Origin of the sequence: Pseudoclavibacter sp. Z016, from assembly GCF_002931215.1 — a bacterium.
Classification (GTDB): domain Bacteria; phylum Actinomycetota; class Actinomycetes; order Actinomycetales; family Microbacteriaceae; genus Pseudoclavibacter.
The window spans coordinates 144,537-163,019 of record NZ_PSTU01000002.1; the positions used below are offsets into that span (position 1 = coordinate 144,537).

The window sequence follows — 18,483 nt, forward strand, 5'->3', positions numbered from 1 at the left end:
CCAGGATCCGTGTAAGTTCATGCAACGGACATGTGACTGGTCATGCAGGCAGGATCCGATTGTTGCTCTACAGAGCTACGGTCGGGTCCTTTTTTGTTGCCCGGAAGCTGTCCCCCGAGTTCCAATGGAGGAGCACAACATGAACATCAGCTCAGAGGCGGCAGAGATCCTCGAGCACGTCGGCGGGAGCAGCAATGTGTCTGCCCTGCAGCACTGCTCGACCCGCCTGAGGTTTACCCTCAGCGACGACAGCCCCGTCGACGAGGCGGCACTCAAGTCCATCCCCGGCGTGCTCGGCGTGGTCCGCGGACCCCAGACGCAGGTCATCGTGGGAGGACGAGTTCTCGAGTACTACCGAGCGGTCGAGAAGCTCCGCTCCGGGTCACCGACCGCCGCCGCGACCGAGAAGCCCCGGACCCCGTGGACCGTCAAGCGGGTCGGCTCCAAGGTGCTGGACTTCGTCGTCAGCGTCTTCGTGCCCATCATCCCCGCCATCGCGGGCGCGGGAATCTTCAAGTCGCTCCTCGTCCTCGCGGCCGCGCTCGGCTGGATCGACCGGGAGAGCGACTCGTACGCGCTCATCGCCGCCGTCCCCGACGCCGTGTTCGCGTTCCTGCCGCTGCTTGTCGCCTACACCACCGCGAAGAAGCTCGACGTGAACCGGCCGGTGGCCCTCGGCTCCGTCGCGCTGCTCCTCTTCCCCGGGTTCACGAGCCTCGTGAGCCAGGATGGCGGCGCGGCGCTCTTCGGGATCCCCGTGCCCGTCGTCAACTACAACGCGCAGGTGTTCCCCGCGATCCTCGCCGTGCTGCTCCTCTGGGGTGCAGAGCGCTTCTTCACGAAGTTCTCGTGGCCGCCCATCCGCACCTTCTACGTGCCCCTCATGTGCTACCTCGTGGTCGCGCCCGCCACGGTGTTCCTCATCGGTCCGTTCGGCTTCGAGATCGGCGACCTCTTCGCAGGCCTGCTCTTCAACTTCCACAACACCTTCGGGTGGATCGCCGTCGCGCTCCTCGCCGCCATCCTGCCGTTCCTCATCTCGGTCGGCATGCACAAGCCGCTCCTGCCACCGACGATCACGACGATGGCCACGTACGGCAAGGAGAGCTTCTACCTGACCGCCTCCCTCGCGCACAACATCGCCGAAGCCGGCGCGAGCTTCGCCGTCGCTGTCCGCACCCGCAACCAGGTGCTCCGCGCCACGGCCGTCTCCGCAGGCTTCTCGGCGCTGTTCGGCGTTACCGAGCCGGCCCTCTACGGCGTCACCCTCCAGAACCGACGCGCACTCATCGCGGTGCTCGCCGGCGCCATCACCTCGGGCGCGTACCTCGGCATCACGCTCGTCGACACCTTTGCGATCGTCAGCCCCGGCCTCGCGAGCTTCTCCATGTTCATCGACGCCCTCGACCCGTGGAACCTCATCCACGCCCTCATCGGCCTCGTGATCGGCGCGGCCGTGTCGTTCATCGTCGGCGTCGTGCTCTGGAAGGACTCCGACTCCGGCACCCTGCGCGTGCTCGGCAAGACCGACGAGCACGCGGATGCGAGCGCGGACGCGGGTACCGCAGCGAGTCCGTCGCAGCCTCGCGCGCTCACGATCGTCTCCCCCATGCAGGGCGAGGTCGTCGAGCTCGCCTCGCTCGGCGACGGGGTCTTCTCGACGGGTGTGCTCGGTGACGGCGTCGCGATCCGCCCCACGGATGGACGCGTGGTCGCCCCCGTGTCGGGCACCGTCACGTCCCTCCTCGACTCGCAGCACGCGATCGGCATCCGCACTGACGACGGCGTCGAGGTGCTCGTGCACGTCGGCATGGACACCGTCGTCCTCGAAGGCGCCCCCTTCACGACGCACGTCGCGCAGGGCGACCGGGTCGAGGAGGGCCAGCCCGTCATCGACGCGGACCTCGACGCCATCGCCGCGGCCGGCCTCGACACGATCACCCCCATCGTCGTCGTCAACACGGCCGGGGGCGACGCGCAGTTCGACACCGGCCAGCACGTCAACCGGGGCGCATCCCTCATCTCACTCACCAACATCAAGGAGACCGCACATGGCACTGTCTGATCACTTCCTCTGGGGCGGCGCAATCGCCGCGAACCAAGCCGAAGGCGGCTGGGGCGAGGATGGCCGAGGATGGGTCGTCACCGACGTGCTCCGCCGCCACCCGAACGCCAACAACGACGACTTCGCCGCGCTGCACGCCGTCACCCTCGAGAGCATCGCCGAGGCCAAGCGCGACCCGGACCCCACGTACTTCCCGAAGCGGCGCGCCATCGACTTCGTGCACCGCTACAAGGAAGACCTCGCCCTGTTCGCCGAGATGGGCTTCAGCGTGCTGCGGGTGTCGATCCTCTGGTCGCGGCTCTACCCGACCGGCGAGGAGCTCGAGCCCAACGAGGACGGCATCGCCTACTACCTCGACCTGTTCGAGGAGATGCAGAGCCACGGCATCCAGCCCCTCGTGACGCTGTCGCACTTCGACGCGCCCCTCGAGCTCGCGGTCACCCGCAACGGCTGGCTCGACCGGGCCACGATCGGCCTCTTCGAGCGTTTCGCCCGCACCTGCTTCGAACGGTTCGGGCACATCGTGAAGCGGTGGATCTCGTTCAACGAGATCGATGGCATGGAACGCCACCCGTTCACCTCGGGCGGCATCATCGAGGAGACCGTCACGGGGACCTCGATCACGCAGGCCTGCTACACGGCCCTGCACCACCAGTTCATCGCAGGCGCATCCGTCACCCGCATGCTGCGAGAGCTGCACCCGGACGCGCAGATGGGCTGCATGATCACCATGCTCACGACCTACCCGCGCACCTGCCACCCGAACGACGTCGCCGCGACGCGCGCGAAGGAACGCCTCCTCTACATGTGCTCGGACGTGCAGGCCGGCGGGTCGTACTCGCCGATCGTGCTCCGCCAGCTCGAGGAGATGGGCGTCACCGTGCCGTTCGAGGACGGCGACGTGGAGCTCCTGCGCGAGCACACGGCCGACTTCGTGTCGTTCAGCTATTACATGTCGATGACCGAATCCGTCGACCCCGACGCCGAGCGCACGCCGGGCAACACGGTCCTCGGCGTCAAGAACCCCTACCTCGGCTCGTCCGAGTGGGGCTGGCAGATCGACCCGATCGGGCTGCGCATCTCCCTCCTCGACCTGTACGACCGCTACCGCAAGCCCCTCTTCATCGTGGAGAACGGGCTCGGGATGCGCGACACGGTCGACGAGGACGGACGGATCCGCGACGACTACCGCGTCGAGTACTTCCGAGCGCACTTCGAGCAGATGATCCAGGCCGTGGACGAGGGCGTCGACCTGCTCGGCTACACCAGCTGGGGGCCCATCGACCTCGTCAGCTCGTCGACATCGCAGATGAGCAAGCGGTACGGGTTCATCCACGTCGACCTCGACGACCTCGGGAATGGCACACTGGAGCGCCGACGCAAGGACTCGTTCCACTGGTACCGCCAGGTCATCGAGTCCAACGGCGCAGACCTCAGCTAACCCCCTCCCCTCCAAGCGGCGTCAAAGGAGACCACCGTGCCCGCCATCAAGAAGGTCCTCAATTCCAGTGTGGTGCTCGTCGTCGACGACCGCGGCGTCGAGCGGGTCCTGCTGGGCAAGGGCATCGGGTACGGCCAGAAGCCGGGCGACGAGGTTTCGGCGACGATCACGGACCAGGAGTTCATCTCCCTCCCTGACTCGGATCACCGGAACCTCGTCGAGCTGCTCGCGCAGATCCCGGCAGAGTACGTCGAGCTGACCCGCGAGATCGTCGCGGATGCGGGTCGAGCGGGACTCACCCTCGACCCGCACGTGTACCTCACCCTCACCGACCACCTCCACTTCGCGGTGGAGCGATACCGGAAGGGCATCGCCCTCACGAACCGGCTCGCGTGGGAGGTACGCACCGTCTACCCGGACCACCACGCCGTGAGCGTCCGCGCCCTCGACGACGTCGAACGACGCCTCGGCGTGCGGCTCGGCGAGGAGGAGGCAGCCAACGTCGCCTTCCACCTCGTCAACGCCGACACGGGCAAGCTCGGCGTCGACTCGATGCGCGTCGTCGACCTGGTCGCGAAGGTCACGAGCATCGTGACGATGACCTCCGCCGTCCGGGTCTCCAGGAAGGACCTCCACGCCTCGCGGTTCCTCACGCACCTGCAGTTCTTCGCGGAGCGATTCTTCGCGGGCCAGCTGCTGGGCGGCGACGACTTCCTGTTCCGGAACCTCAGCGAGCGCGCCCCTCGTGCGATCGCGACCGCGGAACGCGTGCGCACGTTCATCCGCGAGACGCACGGCGTGGAGCTTCCCGACGAGGAAGTGGCCTTCCTCGCAGTGCACATCGCGCGCGCCTCGCCGGAGTAGGGAGATGAACGCGGCGCCCCATCCCTCCTACCGGCGTCGGTCCCCGGCTTCGGCCGCCTGACTCCGGAGGCGACCCGCGACCCACACACCGACCAGGGCGAGTGCGGCGGTGGACCCGAAGACCGCGAGGAACGCGGGCGTCGTGGCGCCGAGCCGTGCGACGGCCGCCCCACCGAGGCCGGCGATGACCGCCGTCGCGAGGGTCTGCGCGAGCTGCAGGCTCGCGCTGATGCTCCCCGCGGCCGAGGTCGGCGTGGCCGACATGGTCGCCGCCGTCGACGCGTTGAACGCGATCCCCATCCCGATTCCCGCGATGCCCCAGCCGACGACGGCCCAGCCCGGCCAGACCGCCGGAAGCGCGACAGCCGCCCCCATGAGCAGCTGGCCACCCAGCAGGACGAGCATCCCGACCCTCGTCGAGCGAGCGCGCTGTCCGGGCCGGGCTGCGTCGATCCGCGCCTGCACGAACGACCCGGCCGTCCAGGCGAGCGCGCCGGCCGCGAGACCCAGCCCTGCGATCGTGACGTCGAGGCCGTGGATGCTCGTGAGCCCGAGGGGCAGGAACGCCTCCGACCCGAAGTACACGCCGCACAGGATGAAGCGCACGACGACCCCGGCCGGCGCACCACGGCGCGCACGGAAAGATCCCACGGGCAGGGTGCGGCGCAACCCCACGACCGCGGCCACGAGGCCCACGATAAGCAGCGCGAGCATCAGCGGGAGCGCATCCACCTCGAGGCCGAAGAGCACGGCCCCCGTCCCGGCCGCCAGGAGCACCGAGAACCAGACGGGCGCGGAGAACAACCGGCCACTCCGCACTCTCGGGCCTGCCGAGACCCGGCGTGCACCCGGCAAGACGAGCGGGAGGAGGAGGATCGTGATCGGGGCGATGGTCCAGAACACGACGCGCCAGTCGAGCACCGTCGTGAGCACCCCGGCGAAGACCGGGCCCAGGAGCGACGGGATCGTCCACGCTGACGACAGGAACGCGAACATGACGGCCTGGAGCCGAGGCGGATACGCGAGGCCGACCAGGCTGTAGGCGTACGCCATGATCGCTCCGACCCCGAATCCCTGGAGCGCTCGCGCGGCCACGAACACTCCCCACCCGGGGGCGAGGCCAGCGAGCAGGCAGCCGAGCGCGAAGACCAGGCTTCCGACCACCACTGCCCGGGCGGGCCCCCTGCGGTCGATGTCGCTCCCGGCGACGACGGTGCCGACGATGCTGGCGAGCATGAGCGCCGAGAGCCCCCAGCCGTATCCGCGCAGGCCTCCCAGCTCCTCGGCGACGGTCGGGAGGACGGTCGCGACCCCCAGCGATTCGAAGGCCACCGCCCCGACGCTCACGAGGATCCCGATCGTCGACCCGCGCAGACGGGGCGAGAAGACACCTCCGGCCTCTACCTCTGAGGGTGTCGTCGCCCCCGCCGTCGAACGCGATTCATCCTGCTGCATGCGCACTCCCATTCATTACATTCCACACCGGAACGTAATGAATGTAGGGTACGGTGAGGCAATGCCGCAACCAGAGCCGCACGCTGCACCCCGGACCCGATCACTGCCGCACGGCCGCCCCCGCGACGCGACGATCGACGCCAGGGCGACCGAGGCGGTCATCGGCCTCCTCGAGACCGGCCAGTACCGCTCGCTCACGATGGAGAATGTCGCGGCAGCCGCCGGGACAAGCAAGCCCGCGCTTCGACGGCGCTGGAAAAGCCTGCCCGGCATCGTCGTGCACACGCTCATCTCGGTGCTCGGAACGACGCCGACGCCGGACACCGGCTGCGTGCACTGCGACCTCGTCAGCGGCATCTCGAACATCGCCGACGGGTTCGGCGACTCCCCCATCACCCGCGCACTCCCGGGACTCCTCGCCGACCTGGAGGCCGACCCGGAGCTCCGCGAGCTGTTTCTCCGCGAGTACTTCGAGGCTCGCCGCGCGACGACCAGGACAGTCCTCGAGCACGCCATCGAGCGAGGAGACCTGCGGGCGGAACTCGACATGGAGCTCACCCTCGACCTCCTCGCGGCACCGCTCTACTACCGAGCGTTCTTCGGCCACCAGCCGATCGACGCGAAGCTCGCCGAGCGCACGGTACTCAGCGTCCTGACCGGCATCGCCGACCCCACCTGGCAAGAACGGCACCACTCAGCACAGGAGCAGCCGCCGAGCTAGCCGAGTCGAGCGCCGAGCTCACGAGGACGACGATGCCGCCGCTGCGCGGTGCGCGCGCACGCGGCCGCGGGATGCGCACGCAGGTGCTGGGCACCACCGCCTGCGGCCAGATGAATCCAGAAAGACCCAGCGGCAGTCGACCTCATCGCACTGGCGAAGGAGCGCACGGTCGGGCCCGCGCAACGTGAGGGTCGCCTGAATCGCGAGCGCTGACAGCGCGGACGCGACATCACCGAGCGGCGCCCCGGCTAGAGCCGGGTTCCCCTTCGTGGAGAACTCTAGGAGCGCATCCATGCTCAGCCCCCTGGGTGACGAAGGCTCCACGGCTGCCATCGCCAGCCCACGAAGGGTCTCGCGGAGCCGCACCGCCTCCTTCAGGTCGCCTCCGCTCGGCGCCTCGAGGGGTCGCAGGCCCATCAGCGTGAGCCACCGCTGGAGGTCTTCGGGGGCGCGAAGGCGCTCGATGGGATGCGCACCGAATGTCTGCCCCCGAGTGGCGAGGAGATTGAGCCACGCCGCTCCACCATCTGTCCTGAATGCTGTCTTGTCGGCCACTCGACAAGTGTAACGTGTGAACCGTTACAGAATGGAGTCGCCATGGACAGGCAGTACGACCCAGAGGCAGGCCTCGATACGCTCGCCGCGTTGCAGGAACCCGAGACGACGCAGGGATGGCGCACGACCGTCGACGCGACGGCGCCCGGTTTCGATGAGTGGATCGTCGGTGCGGTCTTCGGCGGCACCTACCAGCGCCCCGGGCTCAGCCCCCGCGATCGGCAGCTCCTCAACCTCGGAGCCCTCGCGGCACTGGGCGGCGTGGATCCTCAACTGCAGGGACAGATCGCATCCTCGATCAGGATCGGCATGTCGCGGGAGGAGGTCGCCGAGGCCTTCGTTCACCTCGTCGCCTACGTCGGCCTGCCCCGCACCATGGCGGCCCTGCGCGCACTCGACACGGTCTCCCCGAACAGCGCGACAGCGTGACCGGGGAGGTCGTCCGAACGACTGCCGGCGACCTCGACGCGGCGAGCGTCGGCGTCGTGGATTCGCACGACCATCTCTTCCTCTCCACGCCCGCCCTGCCAGGCCAGGAGCTCGCCGACTTCGGGGCCGCGGTGCTCGAGGCTGACCTCTTCCGCGAGGAAGGCGGAACCACGATCGTGCAGTGGACTCCGCGCGGCCTCGGTCGGCAGCTGGCCGCACTGCAGGAACTCGGGCATGCGTCTCGAGTCCACATCGTCGCCGCGACCGGCCGGCACCGCCGGGAGGTCTATCGGCCCGGGCATCCACTGCTCGACGCCAGTGCCGTCGAACTCGCGGCGGCCTTCGTCGAGGACGTGATCGATCGGCGGTGCGGCCTGATCAAGGTCGGGACCGGACCGGCGGGCGCGACGCCGTTCGAACGGACGAGCTTGGATGCGGCTGCGGCCGCGCATCACGCGACCGGTGCACCCATCGCCGTCCACCTGGAAGGAGGAAGGTGCGCCCTCGCGGTCGTCGGCCTGCTCCGAGAGCTTGAGGTGACGCCTGAAGCCGTCGTCCTGGGACACCTGGGCCGCAACCCCGACCTCGAGTACATCGCCGAAGTCAGCGCCACCGGCGCGTTCCTGTGCGTCGACGGGCCCTCGCCCAACCACGCCCGCACGGACTCCGCCCTGCTGTCCGTCATCAGCCGGATCGTTGACACGGGCCACGCCGACTCGCTCCTCATCGGCGGCGACACCACGACGCGCTCGGCGACGGCAGCCGGCGGCGGGGCCGGGATGCGCGGCCTCCTCAGCCAGACGAGGCGGACGATCGCCTCGCACGTCGGCGACGTCGTCGCCACAGCGATGTTCACGACGAATCCCGCTCGGGCGTGGCGCCTTCGCGGCAGTGGGCACCCCGAACGAGGTTCGTGAACTACAGCTCAGTCGGCGAGCTGGGGATGATCGTCCCCTGGTGGTATCGGAGGGTTGGGCCTCGCGTGTCCCACAGCGACGCATGCCTGCTGCTCCGGCCGGGCTCATGGAGCACGTAGTTCACGAGCACGAGCTCCGCACTCACCCGGTTGAAGAGCCACTCCGATGTGCGCGGAAGAGGGCGCTCCTCCTCGCCGGCCAGGGCCGCCACCGACTCCGCGTACGTCCAGCGACGCCCGGAGCGCCCGATCTCTGCGAAGTCCTCAGATAGGAACGCGGACGTCTGGGCGGAGTCGGCTCGCACGGCCGACGAGAGCAGCGCGAGTTCAGCGCTCTTGATGTCCGCGAAGTCCTCGGTATCCGTCTCCCACATAGAGCGACCCTACCGACGCATCCGCTCGTCGCAGCCCCGGCAGGAGCCTCTCGGCCCCTGCCCGTTGGACCTGAACAGGAGCACGGGCTCAGGCGCCCTCGAACTCCAGCCGGTCGTAGACGACGGGATCCATGACATCGAGGCCCGCGTCGACAGCTTCCCCGTAGACGACCGCTTCCCTGTCATCCCTCTGGCTGCTCGTGAGCCCCGAGATCCAGTACGCCGTGGCGTGCAGATTCCCCCGAGGCACCCCGAGACCCTCGATGAGGTGGCGGCGGATGCTGCGAACGGTCGCCGACTCGGCGGCCAGCCACACCTGCGCATGCGGGGGTACGGTCAGGTTGCGGGCGGCGCTCACGAGGGCGCTCTCCAACCCCTGGGACGACCTCCCGGTGAGCCAGACGACACGCAGTCGGTCACCCAGCGACTCGATCGCCGCGGAGAGAAGCGCACGATCTTCTGGGTTGCCCGTCTCCGCCAGCAGAGCCACTCGGTGACCAGTGGGAAGCGACTCGAGGATGGCGGCGGTTGCGGGGAGAGCGCTGGCGTCGGCGATGAACACGTGCTCTGTGACCCCGTCACCGACGGCGAAATCTCGCCGGAAGCCGAGGAAGCGCACCCGTTGACCGACCGCGACCGTCTGCGACCAGTCGCTGGCACGACCCGCCTCATGCAGGGCGACGTCGAAGTCGAACTGCAAGCGCTCTGCCCGGAAATCACGGACCGTGAAGCCCCGGATAAGCGGGTTCGCCTCCGAGCCGATATCGATCTTGAAGGCATCTGCAGGCAGCGGCTCCGTGTAGTCCGCAAGGCACGCGCCCCCGAGCGTGACCCGTTGGAACCCCGGAGTGAGACGACGGCTCGCGACCACCTCGACGAAGTCGTCGATCAGGATCGCTCGCCCCTGGGAGACTTCCCGGATGCGGTCACGGATCGTTGCCATGAAGGCCTTCCTCTGGGGATGAGAGGCGCCGGACAGGACGCACTCCCACGACGCTGCACTTAGGTTAGCATTCCCTTACAAAAGCCTCCGTGACAGCCGTACTGTCCCGCATCAGAGAAAGCCCTCCCCCCAATGACGCTTCCCATTGCGCGCATCGCCGCTGTCAGTCTCGCGGCCTTGACCGCCCTCTCCCTCGCGGCCTGCTCGGCACCAGCGGAGTCCAGCCCTGCCGCGGGCAACGACAGTTCGGCACTCTCAGGCGAGTTCCCCCGAACCGTGACGACGATCCAAGGCGATGTCGAATTGACGGAGAAGCCGGAGCGCATCGTCGTCCTCGATTCTCAGAGCGCCGACGTCGCCGCTGCCCTCGGTGTCGAACCGGTTGCCTACGACATCGGCACGAGCGACAGCCTCGAGACGCTGCCCTGGCTCGACGGGGCCCTGACGGGCGCCTTCGAACCTGGTCTCATCGGCGCCGACGGCTCACTCGACTTCGAAGCCATCCTGGCAACGGACCCCGATCTGATTGTCGTCGACTACTGGACGGCAGCGGAGGGAGAGGCCTACGACCGCCTCAGCGCCATCGCGCCGACCCTCACCAGTGACGTCGAAGCCGCGCAGAGCTGGCAAGAACGCACGACCTTCCTCGCGGACGCGCTCGGAGTCGCCGACCAGGGCGAGCGTGTGATCTCTGAGACGGAAGCCTCCATCACGACAGCAACCGAGGGGCTCTCCGCACTCGATGGCGAAAGCTACTCGTACCTCGGCTATTCAGTCGAGCAGGGCGGCTTCTGGTACGGAAACGGGACCTGGCTCGAGGACTTCGGGCTCGCCCCCGCCGACGGCCAGGACAACAGCCACGAGGAGTTCACCGTCATCTCGCTCGAGAATGTGAGTGACTTCGACTCTGATGTGCTCAGCATCTGGGCGATGACCGACGCAGACAAGGCCGCCCTCGAAGCGGATGCGCGCTTCCAGGCGCTGCCCGCCGTGCAGAGCGGCAAGGTCGTCTGGCTCGACTATGCCCTCGCCGTTGCCACCAACGTGCCCGGCCCGCTCAGCATCACGTACATGCTCGACGAGGTGACTCCGACCTTCGAGGCAGCCCTTGCCAGCTGAGCTCACTGACACGCAAGGGGCGGCGCTGACGGGCGCTGCCCCTTCCGCTGCGGGCGCGCGACGCCGGATGCGGATGCTCGGTCTCGCAATCGGGGTCGCGCTGCTCCTCGTGACGGTCGTGCTCTCGGTCCTCATCGGCGCGAAGCCGCTCCCGATCCCGGACATGATCTCGGCGCTGGCGAACCCAGACGGCTCAGAGGCCTCCGAGATCCTCTTCACCTTGCGCATTCCACGAACCGTGGTCGGCATCTTCGCGGGCATGGCGCTTGCCGTGTCGGGCGCTCTGATGCAGGCGCTCACGCGCAATCCCCTGGCTGACCCCGGGCTGCTCGGCGTCAACGCCGGTGCCGCGCTCGCCGTCGCGCTCGGCATAGCGCTTGTCGGCATCACGACGCCGAGCGAGTACAGCGTTTTCTCGTTCGTGGGCGCCGTCGTTGCGACGCTCGTGGTGCTAGCCATCGGCCGCACGGGAAGATACGGCGCCTCCCCCGCTCGGCTCGTCCTCGCGGGCGTCGCCCTAGCCGCGGTCTTCTCCGGCATCAGCATGGCCCTCACCATGCTCTTCCCCCTTGTCTTCGCGGGCTACCGCGCCTGGACCGTCGGGTCGCTGGTCGGGCACGACCTGCTCGGTGCCATGCCAGTTCTGCCCGTCATCGTGGTCGGCCTCATCGTCGCGGTCTGCATCAGTCGCGGTCTGGGAGCGCTCTCGCTCGGCGACGATCATGCGCGCGCGCTCGGAACGCGGGTGCGGCTCGTCCGCGGGGCCGCGCTCGTGTCGGTGACGCTGCTCGCGGGATGCGCCACGGCGCTCATCGGGCCGGTTGCGTTCATCGGACTCATGATCCCGCACGTCGTACGGAGGTTCACGGGGCCGAGCCAGCCCTGGATCCTCGCCTCGTCACTCATCTACGGACCGGCGGTGCTGCTCGCCGCAGACATCCTCGGCCGGGTCGTCGCGCAGCCAGGCGAATACCCCGTCGCGTTCATGATGGCGATCATCGGCGCGCCCGTGCTGATCGCGATGATGGCCAGGCGCCGGGTGATCTCGCTGTGAACGAGGGCGGCGGCTCCAGGCCCGGGACCACGCCCACGGGCACGCTGGTCCTGCGGCGGGCGGCCCTCAGCATCCGCGTCCGCATCCGCACCCTTATCGTCGGCGCATGCCTGGTCGCCGCGATCGTCCTTCTCGGCGTCACTGCCCTCTGCGTCGGCAGCCTCGTCCTCTCACCCGGCGAGGTCCTCGCTGCCCTCCTCGGGCAGGGCGACAGCCGCAGCCAGCTCGTGGTGATGGAATGGCGGCTCCCCAGGGTTCTGGCTGCCGTCGTGTTCGGCGCGGCCCTCGGCGCAAGCGGCGCGCTCTTCCAATCGCTGACGAGGAACCCCCTCGGCAGCCCCGACGTCCTCGGCTTCGATGCCGGGGCGGTCACCGGGGCCCTCGTCGCGACTCTGGTGCTCGGCGCGGGGCAGACCGGCCTCACCATCGGCGCCCTCGTCGGCGGTCTCGCCACGGCCGTGGTCGTAGCGGCATTCGGCCTGTCATCTGGGAGCGGCAGCATCCGCCTGATCGTCGTCGGCATCGGCATGAGCGCCATGTTGATCGCGATCAACCAACTGCTCATCCAGCGCGCCGAGCTCGAGGAAGCGATGCGCGCAAGCTCGTGGACGCTCGGGAGCCTCGCTTCGATCGGCTGGGAGCGCCTGGTGCCAGCGACCTGCGTCATCGCCGTGCTCCTCGTGCTGGCCGTTCTGGCAGCCCGACCCGGTCGAATGCTCGAGCTCCACAACGATGCGGCCGCGGCGTTCGGGGTCAGCGTCCGCCCCGTCCGACTCGCCCTTCTCGCCATCGGCGTGGCGCTGGTCGCCGTGCCGGTGGCGGTGGCCGGGCCGATCGCGTTCGTTGCGCTCACCGCTCCACACCTGGCACGCCAGCTGACCCGGGTCGGACCGCTCGCCGTGCTGCCCGCCGCGCTCATGGGTTCACTCGTCCTGCTGGGCGCGGACGTGGCCGTCCTCGTCGCCCCCACCACGTCGAGCCTGCCCGTGAGCATCGCCACGCTCGTGCTCGGCGGGAGCTACTTCATCTGGCTGCTCATCAACGAATGGAGGCACGCGCGATGACCACACCACGGCTCGCCGCTGACGGAGCTCGACTCAGCTACGGCGGCAAGGTTGTCAGCGAGCATCTCACCGTCGCTATCCCGGACGGGTCGTTCACCGTCATCGTGGGCGCGAACGCGTGCGGCAAGTCAACGCTCCTGAGGGCCCTCGCCCGCCTGCTACCCACGACCGAGGGGGCAGTCGTCCTCGACGGGCGCAACATCCTGTCTCTTCCCACGCGCGAGGTCGCGAAGACCATCGGGTTGCTCCCGCAGACATCAGTTGCTCCGGACGGCATCACGGTCGCCGACCTCGTCGCCCACGGCCGCTACCCGCACCAGCGCATGCTGAAGCAGTGGAGTGTGGCAGACGCGGCTGCAGTGGATGAAGCGTTGGAGCTGACGGAGACCGCCGCTCTTGCGGACCGGTTCGTCGACGAGCTCTCGGGTGGGCAACGACAACGCGCGTGGATCGCCATGGCACTGGCCCAGGAAACCCCGTACTTGCTGCTCGACGAACCCACCACGTATCTCGACATCGCGCATCAGATCGACGTGCTGGAACTGTGCGCTGCGTTGAACCGCCGGGGGCGCACGCTTGTGGCAGTGCTGCACGATCTCAACCACGCGGCCCGCTACGCAACCCACCTCATCGCCTTGAAGGACGGATCGCTGGTCGCCGAGGGCAACCCCCGTGAGGTCGTGTCGGCCGAGTTCGTACAGGAGGTCTTCGGCGTCGAGTCGACGATCCTCAGCGATCCTTACTCGGGTTCTCCCCTCGTCGTGCCTGCGGGGCGCAGCGTCAAGGCCTGACGTCGGAGCCTGACCGACCGGACACGCCGCCCCGCAGCGCGCCAGCAGCAACCAAGCTGCAGACCACGAACACTCCGGCCCCGGTGGCGACCGGTATCGCGAGGTCGACCGCCCCAAGGATCCCGCCCATCGTCGCCCCGATGGCAAGCCCCAGGAGGCCGAGCACGCGCGTGCTGGCGCCCACGCGTCCGAGCAGCTCGTCGGGGATGAGGCGCTGGCGGAGGGACTGCGAGCAGATGTTCCAGACCGTCGCGTGCAGGATGTAGAGCGCCAAGAGCACGCCGGCGACGATCGGATTCGTCGTGAGGCACAGTCCACCGAGCGTCAGCGCCCCCAGCGCCAGACTTGCCACGATCGTCCATCGGTATCCGAGCCACGTGCGAAGCCGGGCTGCGAGGAAGGAGCCGAGCAAGCCACCGAGGGCCGACGCGGCGAGCAGCAGGCCGTATCCGGTGCTGTCCAGGCCGAGGCGCTCCTCGGCGAACAGCACGAGAATCGAGAAGGGCAGCATGTAGCCGACGCTCGCGAGCGCTCCGGTGAGCGCAAGGCTCCCGACCACACGGTGGCGTGCCAGCCAGGCGATGCCCTCGCGCACCTCGACGGAGACCGAACGTCGTGCGTCGCGCGCATCCGATCCTGGCCTCGACAGTCGCCGAATCGGCAGCGCGAGGGCGACGAGGCCCGCGACGGCCCACAGCCCACCCATCGCGAAGACAGGAGCCGCTGCGGCGAGGGCGAACAGCAATCCCCCGAGGGGAGGGCCAGCGAACTCGTCCGCGACGAGCTGCGCCGCCGCGACCCTCCCGTTCGCGGAATCGAGTCGCTCTCGGTCGACGAGCGACGGCAGCATGGCCGATGCGGCGTTGTCCGCCGCGCTCTCCAACGTCGCGACCACCGCCATCGCTGCATACAGAACCATGAGGGAGGAGAAGCCGAGCTGGATCGCCAGGGCGAGCCCCAGCAGGGCGCAGCCGCGCAGCACGTTCGCCGCGACGATCAGGGTCCGGCGGTCGACCCGATCGACCCAGACGCCGATGGGCAGCGCGACCAGGAGGCGGACCAGGGCGTAGAGCGTCGCCAAGCCCGCGACGAGGCGCGGGTCGTCGGTGACCGAGGCGGCCAACAGCGGCATCGACACGAACGCGATGCCGTCTGCCAGGTTCGACAGGGCGTTCGCGCTCCAGAGCACACGAAATCCGCAACCGAGTGGCATCCGGGAAGCCTACCGATGCGTGGCTTGCCTGATATCCCTCACCAAGCGCGGAGTCCGAAAGCGTCGCACCTCTGGCAGCCAGGCCCGGGCCGGGTAGCTCAGCCGCACGACGAAGTAGTTGAGGTACTCGACGGCCCCGAATGCCCATGTGAACAGGACGAGCACCGCGACCAGCCAGGAGCTGGGCCACCAGGCCACGATGCCGACGAGGCCGCCGACGAGCACCGCGAGGTTCAGCCACTTCAGCACCCAGAACGTGCGCGCGAGCCCGACGGGCATCCTGGAGGTGCCGACCCAGCGGCGGGCGAGCAGCCAGTACGAACCACCGTGCAGGAGCACAAGCAGCAGGGGTGCGAGCGCCGACCAGAACGCGGCCACGTCACTGCCCGACGGCAAGATGGGTGGCACGGCCCACACGCCCAGCATCGTGAAGGTCAGGACCGACGCCAGCTCGCCGGTGCCGAGCGAGAAGTACTGGCGGCGGGCCGCGTCACGCAGCCCAGGCAGCGAACCGCTGGGTCGGGACGGACTCGCCCCGTCGAAGCCCGGCGTCCGACGATCCGTCACCTCGAGCGCTCGACCGAGTTGCCGCTGCTGCTGCGCACGACGAGCCTCGTCGGCAGGATGCGGTGCTCCCCACTCCGCGGCTGCTCGCCCTCGGCGCTCGCGTCGACGCGCCCCACCACCATCTCGACGGCCGCGGATGCGAGCTGCGCCGGGTCCTGCGCGAGGCTGGTGAGCTGCAGGTACGGCAGCTCGGCCTGCTCGGAATCGTCGAAGCCGACCACGGCCAGGTCCTCGGGAACACGCTTGCCGAGGAGGCGCGCCTGAGCGACGACGCCCTGCGCGCTCCGGTCGTTGAAGGCGACAACCGCGGTGGCGTCCGGGTAGCGCGCCAGCGCCTCCTCGATCACCTTCGCGCCGGCGGCCTCGGAAGCTCCGCCCGCCACGATCGCGACCTGGTCGCCGAGCCCGGCAGCAGCCGTGGCGGCGAGGAACGTGGCCGTGCGCACCTCATCGCCCGAGACGCCAGGCGCCCCGAGGTACAGGATGCGCGAGTGCCCGCGCTCGTGCAGGTGCCGCACCGCCAGCTCCATGCCGCGCGCGTCGTCCATGGACACGCTGTCGAACGACGCCGACGAGTACTGGCTGGCGACCGTGACGACGGGGACCTCCTCGGCGATGCGGTCGAGCTGCTCCTCGGGCAGCGACGCTCCGAGCAGGACGAGCCCCTCGACCCGCTCCCCCAGCAGCGCTTCGATCGCATCCGCCTCGCCCCGCCGCTTCGTGACCGCGGCGAGCGACACGTTGTACCCAGCAGACCGGGCCGCGAGCTGGAGCTCGTCGATGAGCTCGCCGTGGAACGGCTGCGCCGCGTGGAAGACGATGCCGACGAGGCGCGAACGGCCCTGCTTGAGCATCCTCGCCCGCTCGTCTCGCCGGTACCCGAGACGGGCCGCGACCTCGAGGACGTGCGCGCGAGACTCCGGGCTCGCGCCCGGCACGTCGCGCATGACGATCGACACGAGCGGCTGCGAGACGCCAGCCGCGTCGGCGACGTCGCGCATCGTGACGCGCTTGCCGCCGCCCGGTCTCGCCGGGCGGCGGGCGTCTCGTGCGTCAACGTCGCTCATACCTCGATGCTAAAGGCCTCCCGGAACCTGCGGAGCGCGAGGTCGGAGTCACCGGACGCGAACGCCTCCATCGCGACGACCCCGCGGTAGCCGAGCTCGTCGAGTTCCCGAGCGACCCGCGGGTAGTGGATCTCGCCCGTCCCCGGCTCGCAGCGCCCTGGCACATCCGCGACCTGGATCTCGCCGATGTAGGGCAGCGCGCGCCCGCACAGGTCGACGAGGTCTCCCTCGCCGATCTGCGCGTGGTACAGGTCGAGGTTGAGCCGAAGGTGCGGGCTGTCGACCGCGGCGACGAGCGCGATCGTGTCGCTCGCCCGGTTGAACGGCACGCCGGGGTGGTCGACGGCGTGGTTGAGGTTCTCGAGCGTGAACACCTTGCCGTATTCCTCGCCGAGCTTCGCGAGGCGCTCCAGCGTGCGCAGCGCGGCGAGCCAGTCGGCCGGAGTGGTGTGCGCGCTCGGACGCACGGGCAGGCCGTTGTCGTCGAGGCCCGTCCCGTGGATCACGAGTCGCGGCACGTTCAGCACCTGTGCCGCCTCGAGCGACTCGCGCGCCGTGGCGACGATCGCGTCGGCCCCGTCCGGGTCGATGAGCTCTCCGCGAATGTACCCAGACATGGAGCCGAACGTCGCGCCGGTCGCGACGAGCGCATCCAGGTCCTTCTCCCACCACCGCCAGATCTCGACCTCGAAGCCGGCCTCATCGATGCGCCGCACTCGCTCCTCGAACGGGAGGTCGAGGAACAGCATCTCCGCGCAGGCGGCGAGCACGAATGGCGACTCGGTGGCGCCCGAACCAGCACCCGAGCCAGCGCCGGCGACGGTCCCGCTCATCGGACGACCTCGACGGGTGCGCCGGTCTTGACCGACTCGATGCAGGCGAGAGCGATGACCATGGCCTCGAGCGCGGCCTCCGTGCCGGGGCGGGGGCTCTCGACGCCGGCGACGGCGTCGACGAATGCCTGCAGCTCGCCCGTGTAGGCGGCGCGCATGAGCTGCGTGTCGGCACGCACCGTGTCGAAGGATGCGCCCGCCGCGCCATAGAGGCGCAGGCTGGACGCCGCCAGCTCACCCGCGGTCGCCATGCCGGCGCTGCCGAAGACCTCGGCACGGGTGTCGTAGCCGTAGGCGGCCGAGAAGTTCGCCTCCGCGGTGGCGATGGCGCCGTTGTCGTAGCGGATCGTGACGACGGCGGTGTCGAGGAGGCCCTTGTCCTTGAAGTCCGGCGCGACGAGCGCATCCGCGACCGCGTAGACCCGGGTGGCGCGGGCGCCCGGGTTGAAGAAGTTGAGGGTGTCGAAGTCGTGGATGAGGGTCTCGAGGAAGATCGTGAACGGCGGGATCGCCGCGGGGTTCGCGAGGCCCGGGTCGCGGGTCACCGAGCGCAGCAGCTGCGGTGTGCCGAGGGCTCCCGCGTCGAGGGCGGAGCGCAGCTCGGGGAACCCGTTGGCGTAGCGGCGGTTGAAGCCGACCTGGAAGATCACGTCGTGGCGCTCGACGGCGGCCTCGACGCGGCGCAGCTCCTCGAGCGAGACACCCGTCGGCTTCTCGCAGAAGATGGCCTTGCCTGCCGCGGCCGCCTGCTCGACGAGCGCCGTGTGGAAGCGGGGCGGGGCCGTGATGACGACCGCGTCGAGGTCTGGGCGGGCGAGCAGCTCGGCGATGTCCGTGTACGACTGCTCGACGCCGAGCGTCTCGGCGAGCTTCGCCGCGGCGCCTTCGACGGGGTCGGCGATGGCGATGAGCTCGGCGTTCGGGATGTCGCGGGCGATGAGAGCGGCGTGGTTGCTGCCGATGCGGCCGGCGCCGATGAGCGCGACACGAATGAGGGGGGTCTTGGACATGG

General features: G+C 69.4%; 19 protein-coding genes. 10 read left to right on the forward strand and 9 right to left on the reverse strand.

The window, feature by feature from the left end; translation table 11 throughout:
* Positions 1–139: 139 nt before the first annotated feature.
* From C5B99_RS00920 to C5B99_RS00930, 3 genes are read left to right on the forward strand one after another with little or no spacing between them, the layout of a single operon-like run.
* On the forward strand, positions 140–2,065 hold the full coding sequence (locus tag C5B99_RS00920; protein WP_104239963.1) for a glucose PTS transporter subunit IIA: 1,926 nt from the start codon (positions 140–142) through the stop codon (positions 2,063–2,065).
* Positions 2,052–3,506 carry a family 1 glycosylhydrolase gene (locus tag C5B99_RS00925; RefSeq protein WP_104239893.1) on the forward strand — a complete coding sequence of 485 codons (1,455 nt, stop codon included), beginning with the start codon at positions 2,052–2,054 and terminating at the stop codon, positions 3,504–3,506. The genes C5B99_RS00920 and C5B99_RS00925 overlap by 14 nt, the downstream gene beginning before the upstream one ends.
* A 36-nt stretch (positions 3,507–3,542) precedes the next feature.
* The gene (locus C5B99_RS00930) at positions 3,543–4,370 is read left to right on the forward strand and encodes a PRD domain-containing protein (RefSeq protein WP_104239894.1); all 828 of its coding nucleotides are present in this window, start codon (positions 3,543–3,545) and stop codon (positions 4,368–4,370) included.
* 27 nt (positions 4,371–4,397) lie between these two features.
* On the opposite strand, the gene C5B99_RS00935 is transcribed toward C5B99_RS00930, so the two are convergent.
* Entirely contained in the window at positions 4,398–5,825 is a 1,428-nt protein-coding gene (locus C5B99_RS00935) for an MFS transporter (RefSeq protein WP_258062988.1), read from the reverse strand.
* A 61-nt stretch (positions 5,826–5,886) separates the two neighbouring features.
* Between C5B99_RS00935 and C5B99_RS00940 the strand changes: the two genes are divergently transcribed.
* Positions 5,887–6,546 carry a TetR-like C-terminal domain-containing protein gene (locus C5B99_RS00940; protein WP_104239896.1) on the forward strand — a complete coding sequence of 220 codons (660 nt, stop codon included), beginning with the start codon at positions 5,887–5,889 and terminating at the stop codon, positions 6,544–6,546.
* Positions 6,547–6,564: 18 nt separating this feature from the next.
* Here the strand turns inward: C5B99_RS00940 and C5B99_RS19800 are convergent, their stop codons facing one another.
* Positions 6,565–7,101 (reverse strand): CGNR zinc finger domain-containing protein, encoded by a 537-nt coding sequence (locus tag C5B99_RS19800; RefSeq protein ID WP_104239897.1) that lies wholly within the window; start codon positions 7,099–7,101, stop codon positions 6,565–6,567.
* 42 nt (positions 7,102–7,143) lie between these two features.
* Between C5B99_RS19800 and C5B99_RS00950 the strand changes: the two genes are divergently transcribed.
* Positions 7,144–7,530 (forward strand): carboxymuconolactone decarboxylase family protein, encoded by a 387-nt coding sequence (locus C5B99_RS00950; RefSeq protein ID WP_104239898.1) that lies wholly within the window; start codon positions 7,144–7,146, stop codon positions 7,528–7,530.
* Positions 7,527–8,447, forward strand: coding sequence for a phosphotriesterase (locus C5B99_RS00955; RefSeq protein WP_104239899.1), 921 nt, complete (start codon positions 7,527–7,529; stop codon positions 8,445–8,447). The genes C5B99_RS00950 and C5B99_RS00955 overlap by 4 nt, the downstream gene beginning before the upstream one ends.
* Position 8,448: 1 nt before the next feature.
* Here C5B99_RS00955 and C5B99_RS00960 read toward each other — a convergent pair whose 3' ends face one another.
* Positions 8,449–8,820, reverse strand: a complete 372-nt coding sequence (locus C5B99_RS00960; RefSeq protein ID WP_104239900.1) for a DUF4440 domain-containing protein — start codon at positions 8,818–8,820, stop codon at positions 8,449–8,451.
* A gap of 88 nt (positions 8,821–8,908) precedes the next feature.
* Positions 8,909–9,763, reverse strand: a complete 855-nt coding sequence (locus C5B99_RS00965) for a siderophore-interacting protein (protein WP_104239901.1) — start codon at positions 9,761–9,763, stop codon at positions 8,909–8,911.
* A gap of 132 nt (positions 9,764–9,895) precedes the next feature.
* Here C5B99_RS00965 and C5B99_RS00970 point away from each other — a divergent pair, with 132 nt between their 5' ends.
* The 4 genes from C5B99_RS00970 (at position 9,896) to C5B99_RS00985 (ending at position 13,791) form a co-directional block, all read left to right on the forward strand.
* A complete protein-coding gene (locus C5B99_RS00970; RefSeq protein ID WP_104239902.1) occupies positions 9,896–10,882 on the forward strand; it encodes an ABC transporter substrate-binding protein in 987 nt (328 codons plus the stop codon).
* A 73-nt stretch (positions 10,883–10,955) separates the two neighbouring features.
* Entirely contained in the window at positions 10,956–11,936 is a 981-nt protein-coding gene (locus C5B99_RS00975; protein WP_258062989.1) for an iron ABC transporter permease, read from the forward strand.
* Positions 11,933–13,000, forward strand: coding sequence for an iron chelate uptake ABC transporter family permease subunit (locus C5B99_RS00980; protein WP_104239904.1), 1,068 nt, complete (start codon positions 11,933–11,935; stop codon positions 12,998–13,000). The genes C5B99_RS00975 and C5B99_RS00980 overlap by 4 nt, the downstream gene beginning before the upstream one ends.
* On the forward strand, positions 12,997–13,791 hold the full coding sequence (locus tag C5B99_RS00985; RefSeq protein WP_104239905.1) for an ABC transporter ATP-binding protein: 795 nt from the start codon (positions 12,997–12,999) through the stop codon (positions 13,789–13,791). The genes C5B99_RS00980 and C5B99_RS00985 overlap by 4 nt, the downstream gene beginning before the upstream one ends.
* Here the strand turns inward: C5B99_RS00985 and C5B99_RS00990 are convergent.
* The 5 genes from C5B99_RS00990 to C5B99_RS01010 are packed head-to-tail and all read right to left on the reverse strand — an operon-like array spanning position 13,781 to position 18,481.
* Positions 13,781–15,004, reverse strand: a complete 1,224-nt coding sequence (locus C5B99_RS00990; RefSeq protein WP_104239906.1) for an MFS transporter — start codon at positions 15,002–15,004, stop codon at positions 13,781–13,783. The two genes, C5B99_RS00985 and C5B99_RS00990, sit on opposite strands and share 11 nt — an antisense overlap.
* Positions 15,005–15,013: 9 nt before the next feature.
* Positions 15,014–15,571: a hypothetical protein gene (locus C5B99_RS00995; RefSeq protein ID WP_258062990.1), complete on the reverse strand. Its 558-nt coding sequence runs from the start codon at positions 15,569–15,571 to the stop codon at positions 15,014–15,016.
* Positions 15,568–16,638, reverse strand: coding sequence for a LacI family DNA-binding transcriptional regulator (locus C5B99_RS01000; protein ID WP_104239907.1), 1,071 nt, complete (start codon positions 16,636–16,638; stop codon positions 15,568–15,570). The genes C5B99_RS00995 and C5B99_RS01000 overlap by 4 nt, the downstream gene beginning before the upstream one ends.
* Positions 16,635–17,471: a TIM barrel protein gene (locus C5B99_RS01005; RefSeq protein WP_104239908.1), complete on the reverse strand. Its 837-nt coding sequence runs from the start codon at positions 17,469–17,471 to the stop codon at positions 16,635–16,637. The genes C5B99_RS01000 and C5B99_RS01005 overlap by 4 nt, the downstream gene beginning before the upstream one ends.
* The gene (locus tag C5B99_RS01010; protein ID WP_104239909.1) at positions 17,468–18,481 is read right to left on the reverse strand and encodes a Gfo/Idh/MocA family oxidoreductase; all 1,014 of its coding nucleotides are present in this window, start codon (positions 18,479–18,481) and stop codon (positions 17,468–17,470) included. The genes C5B99_RS01005 and C5B99_RS01010 overlap by 4 nt, the downstream gene beginning before the upstream one ends.
* Positions 18,482–18,483: the final 2 nt, after the last annotated feature.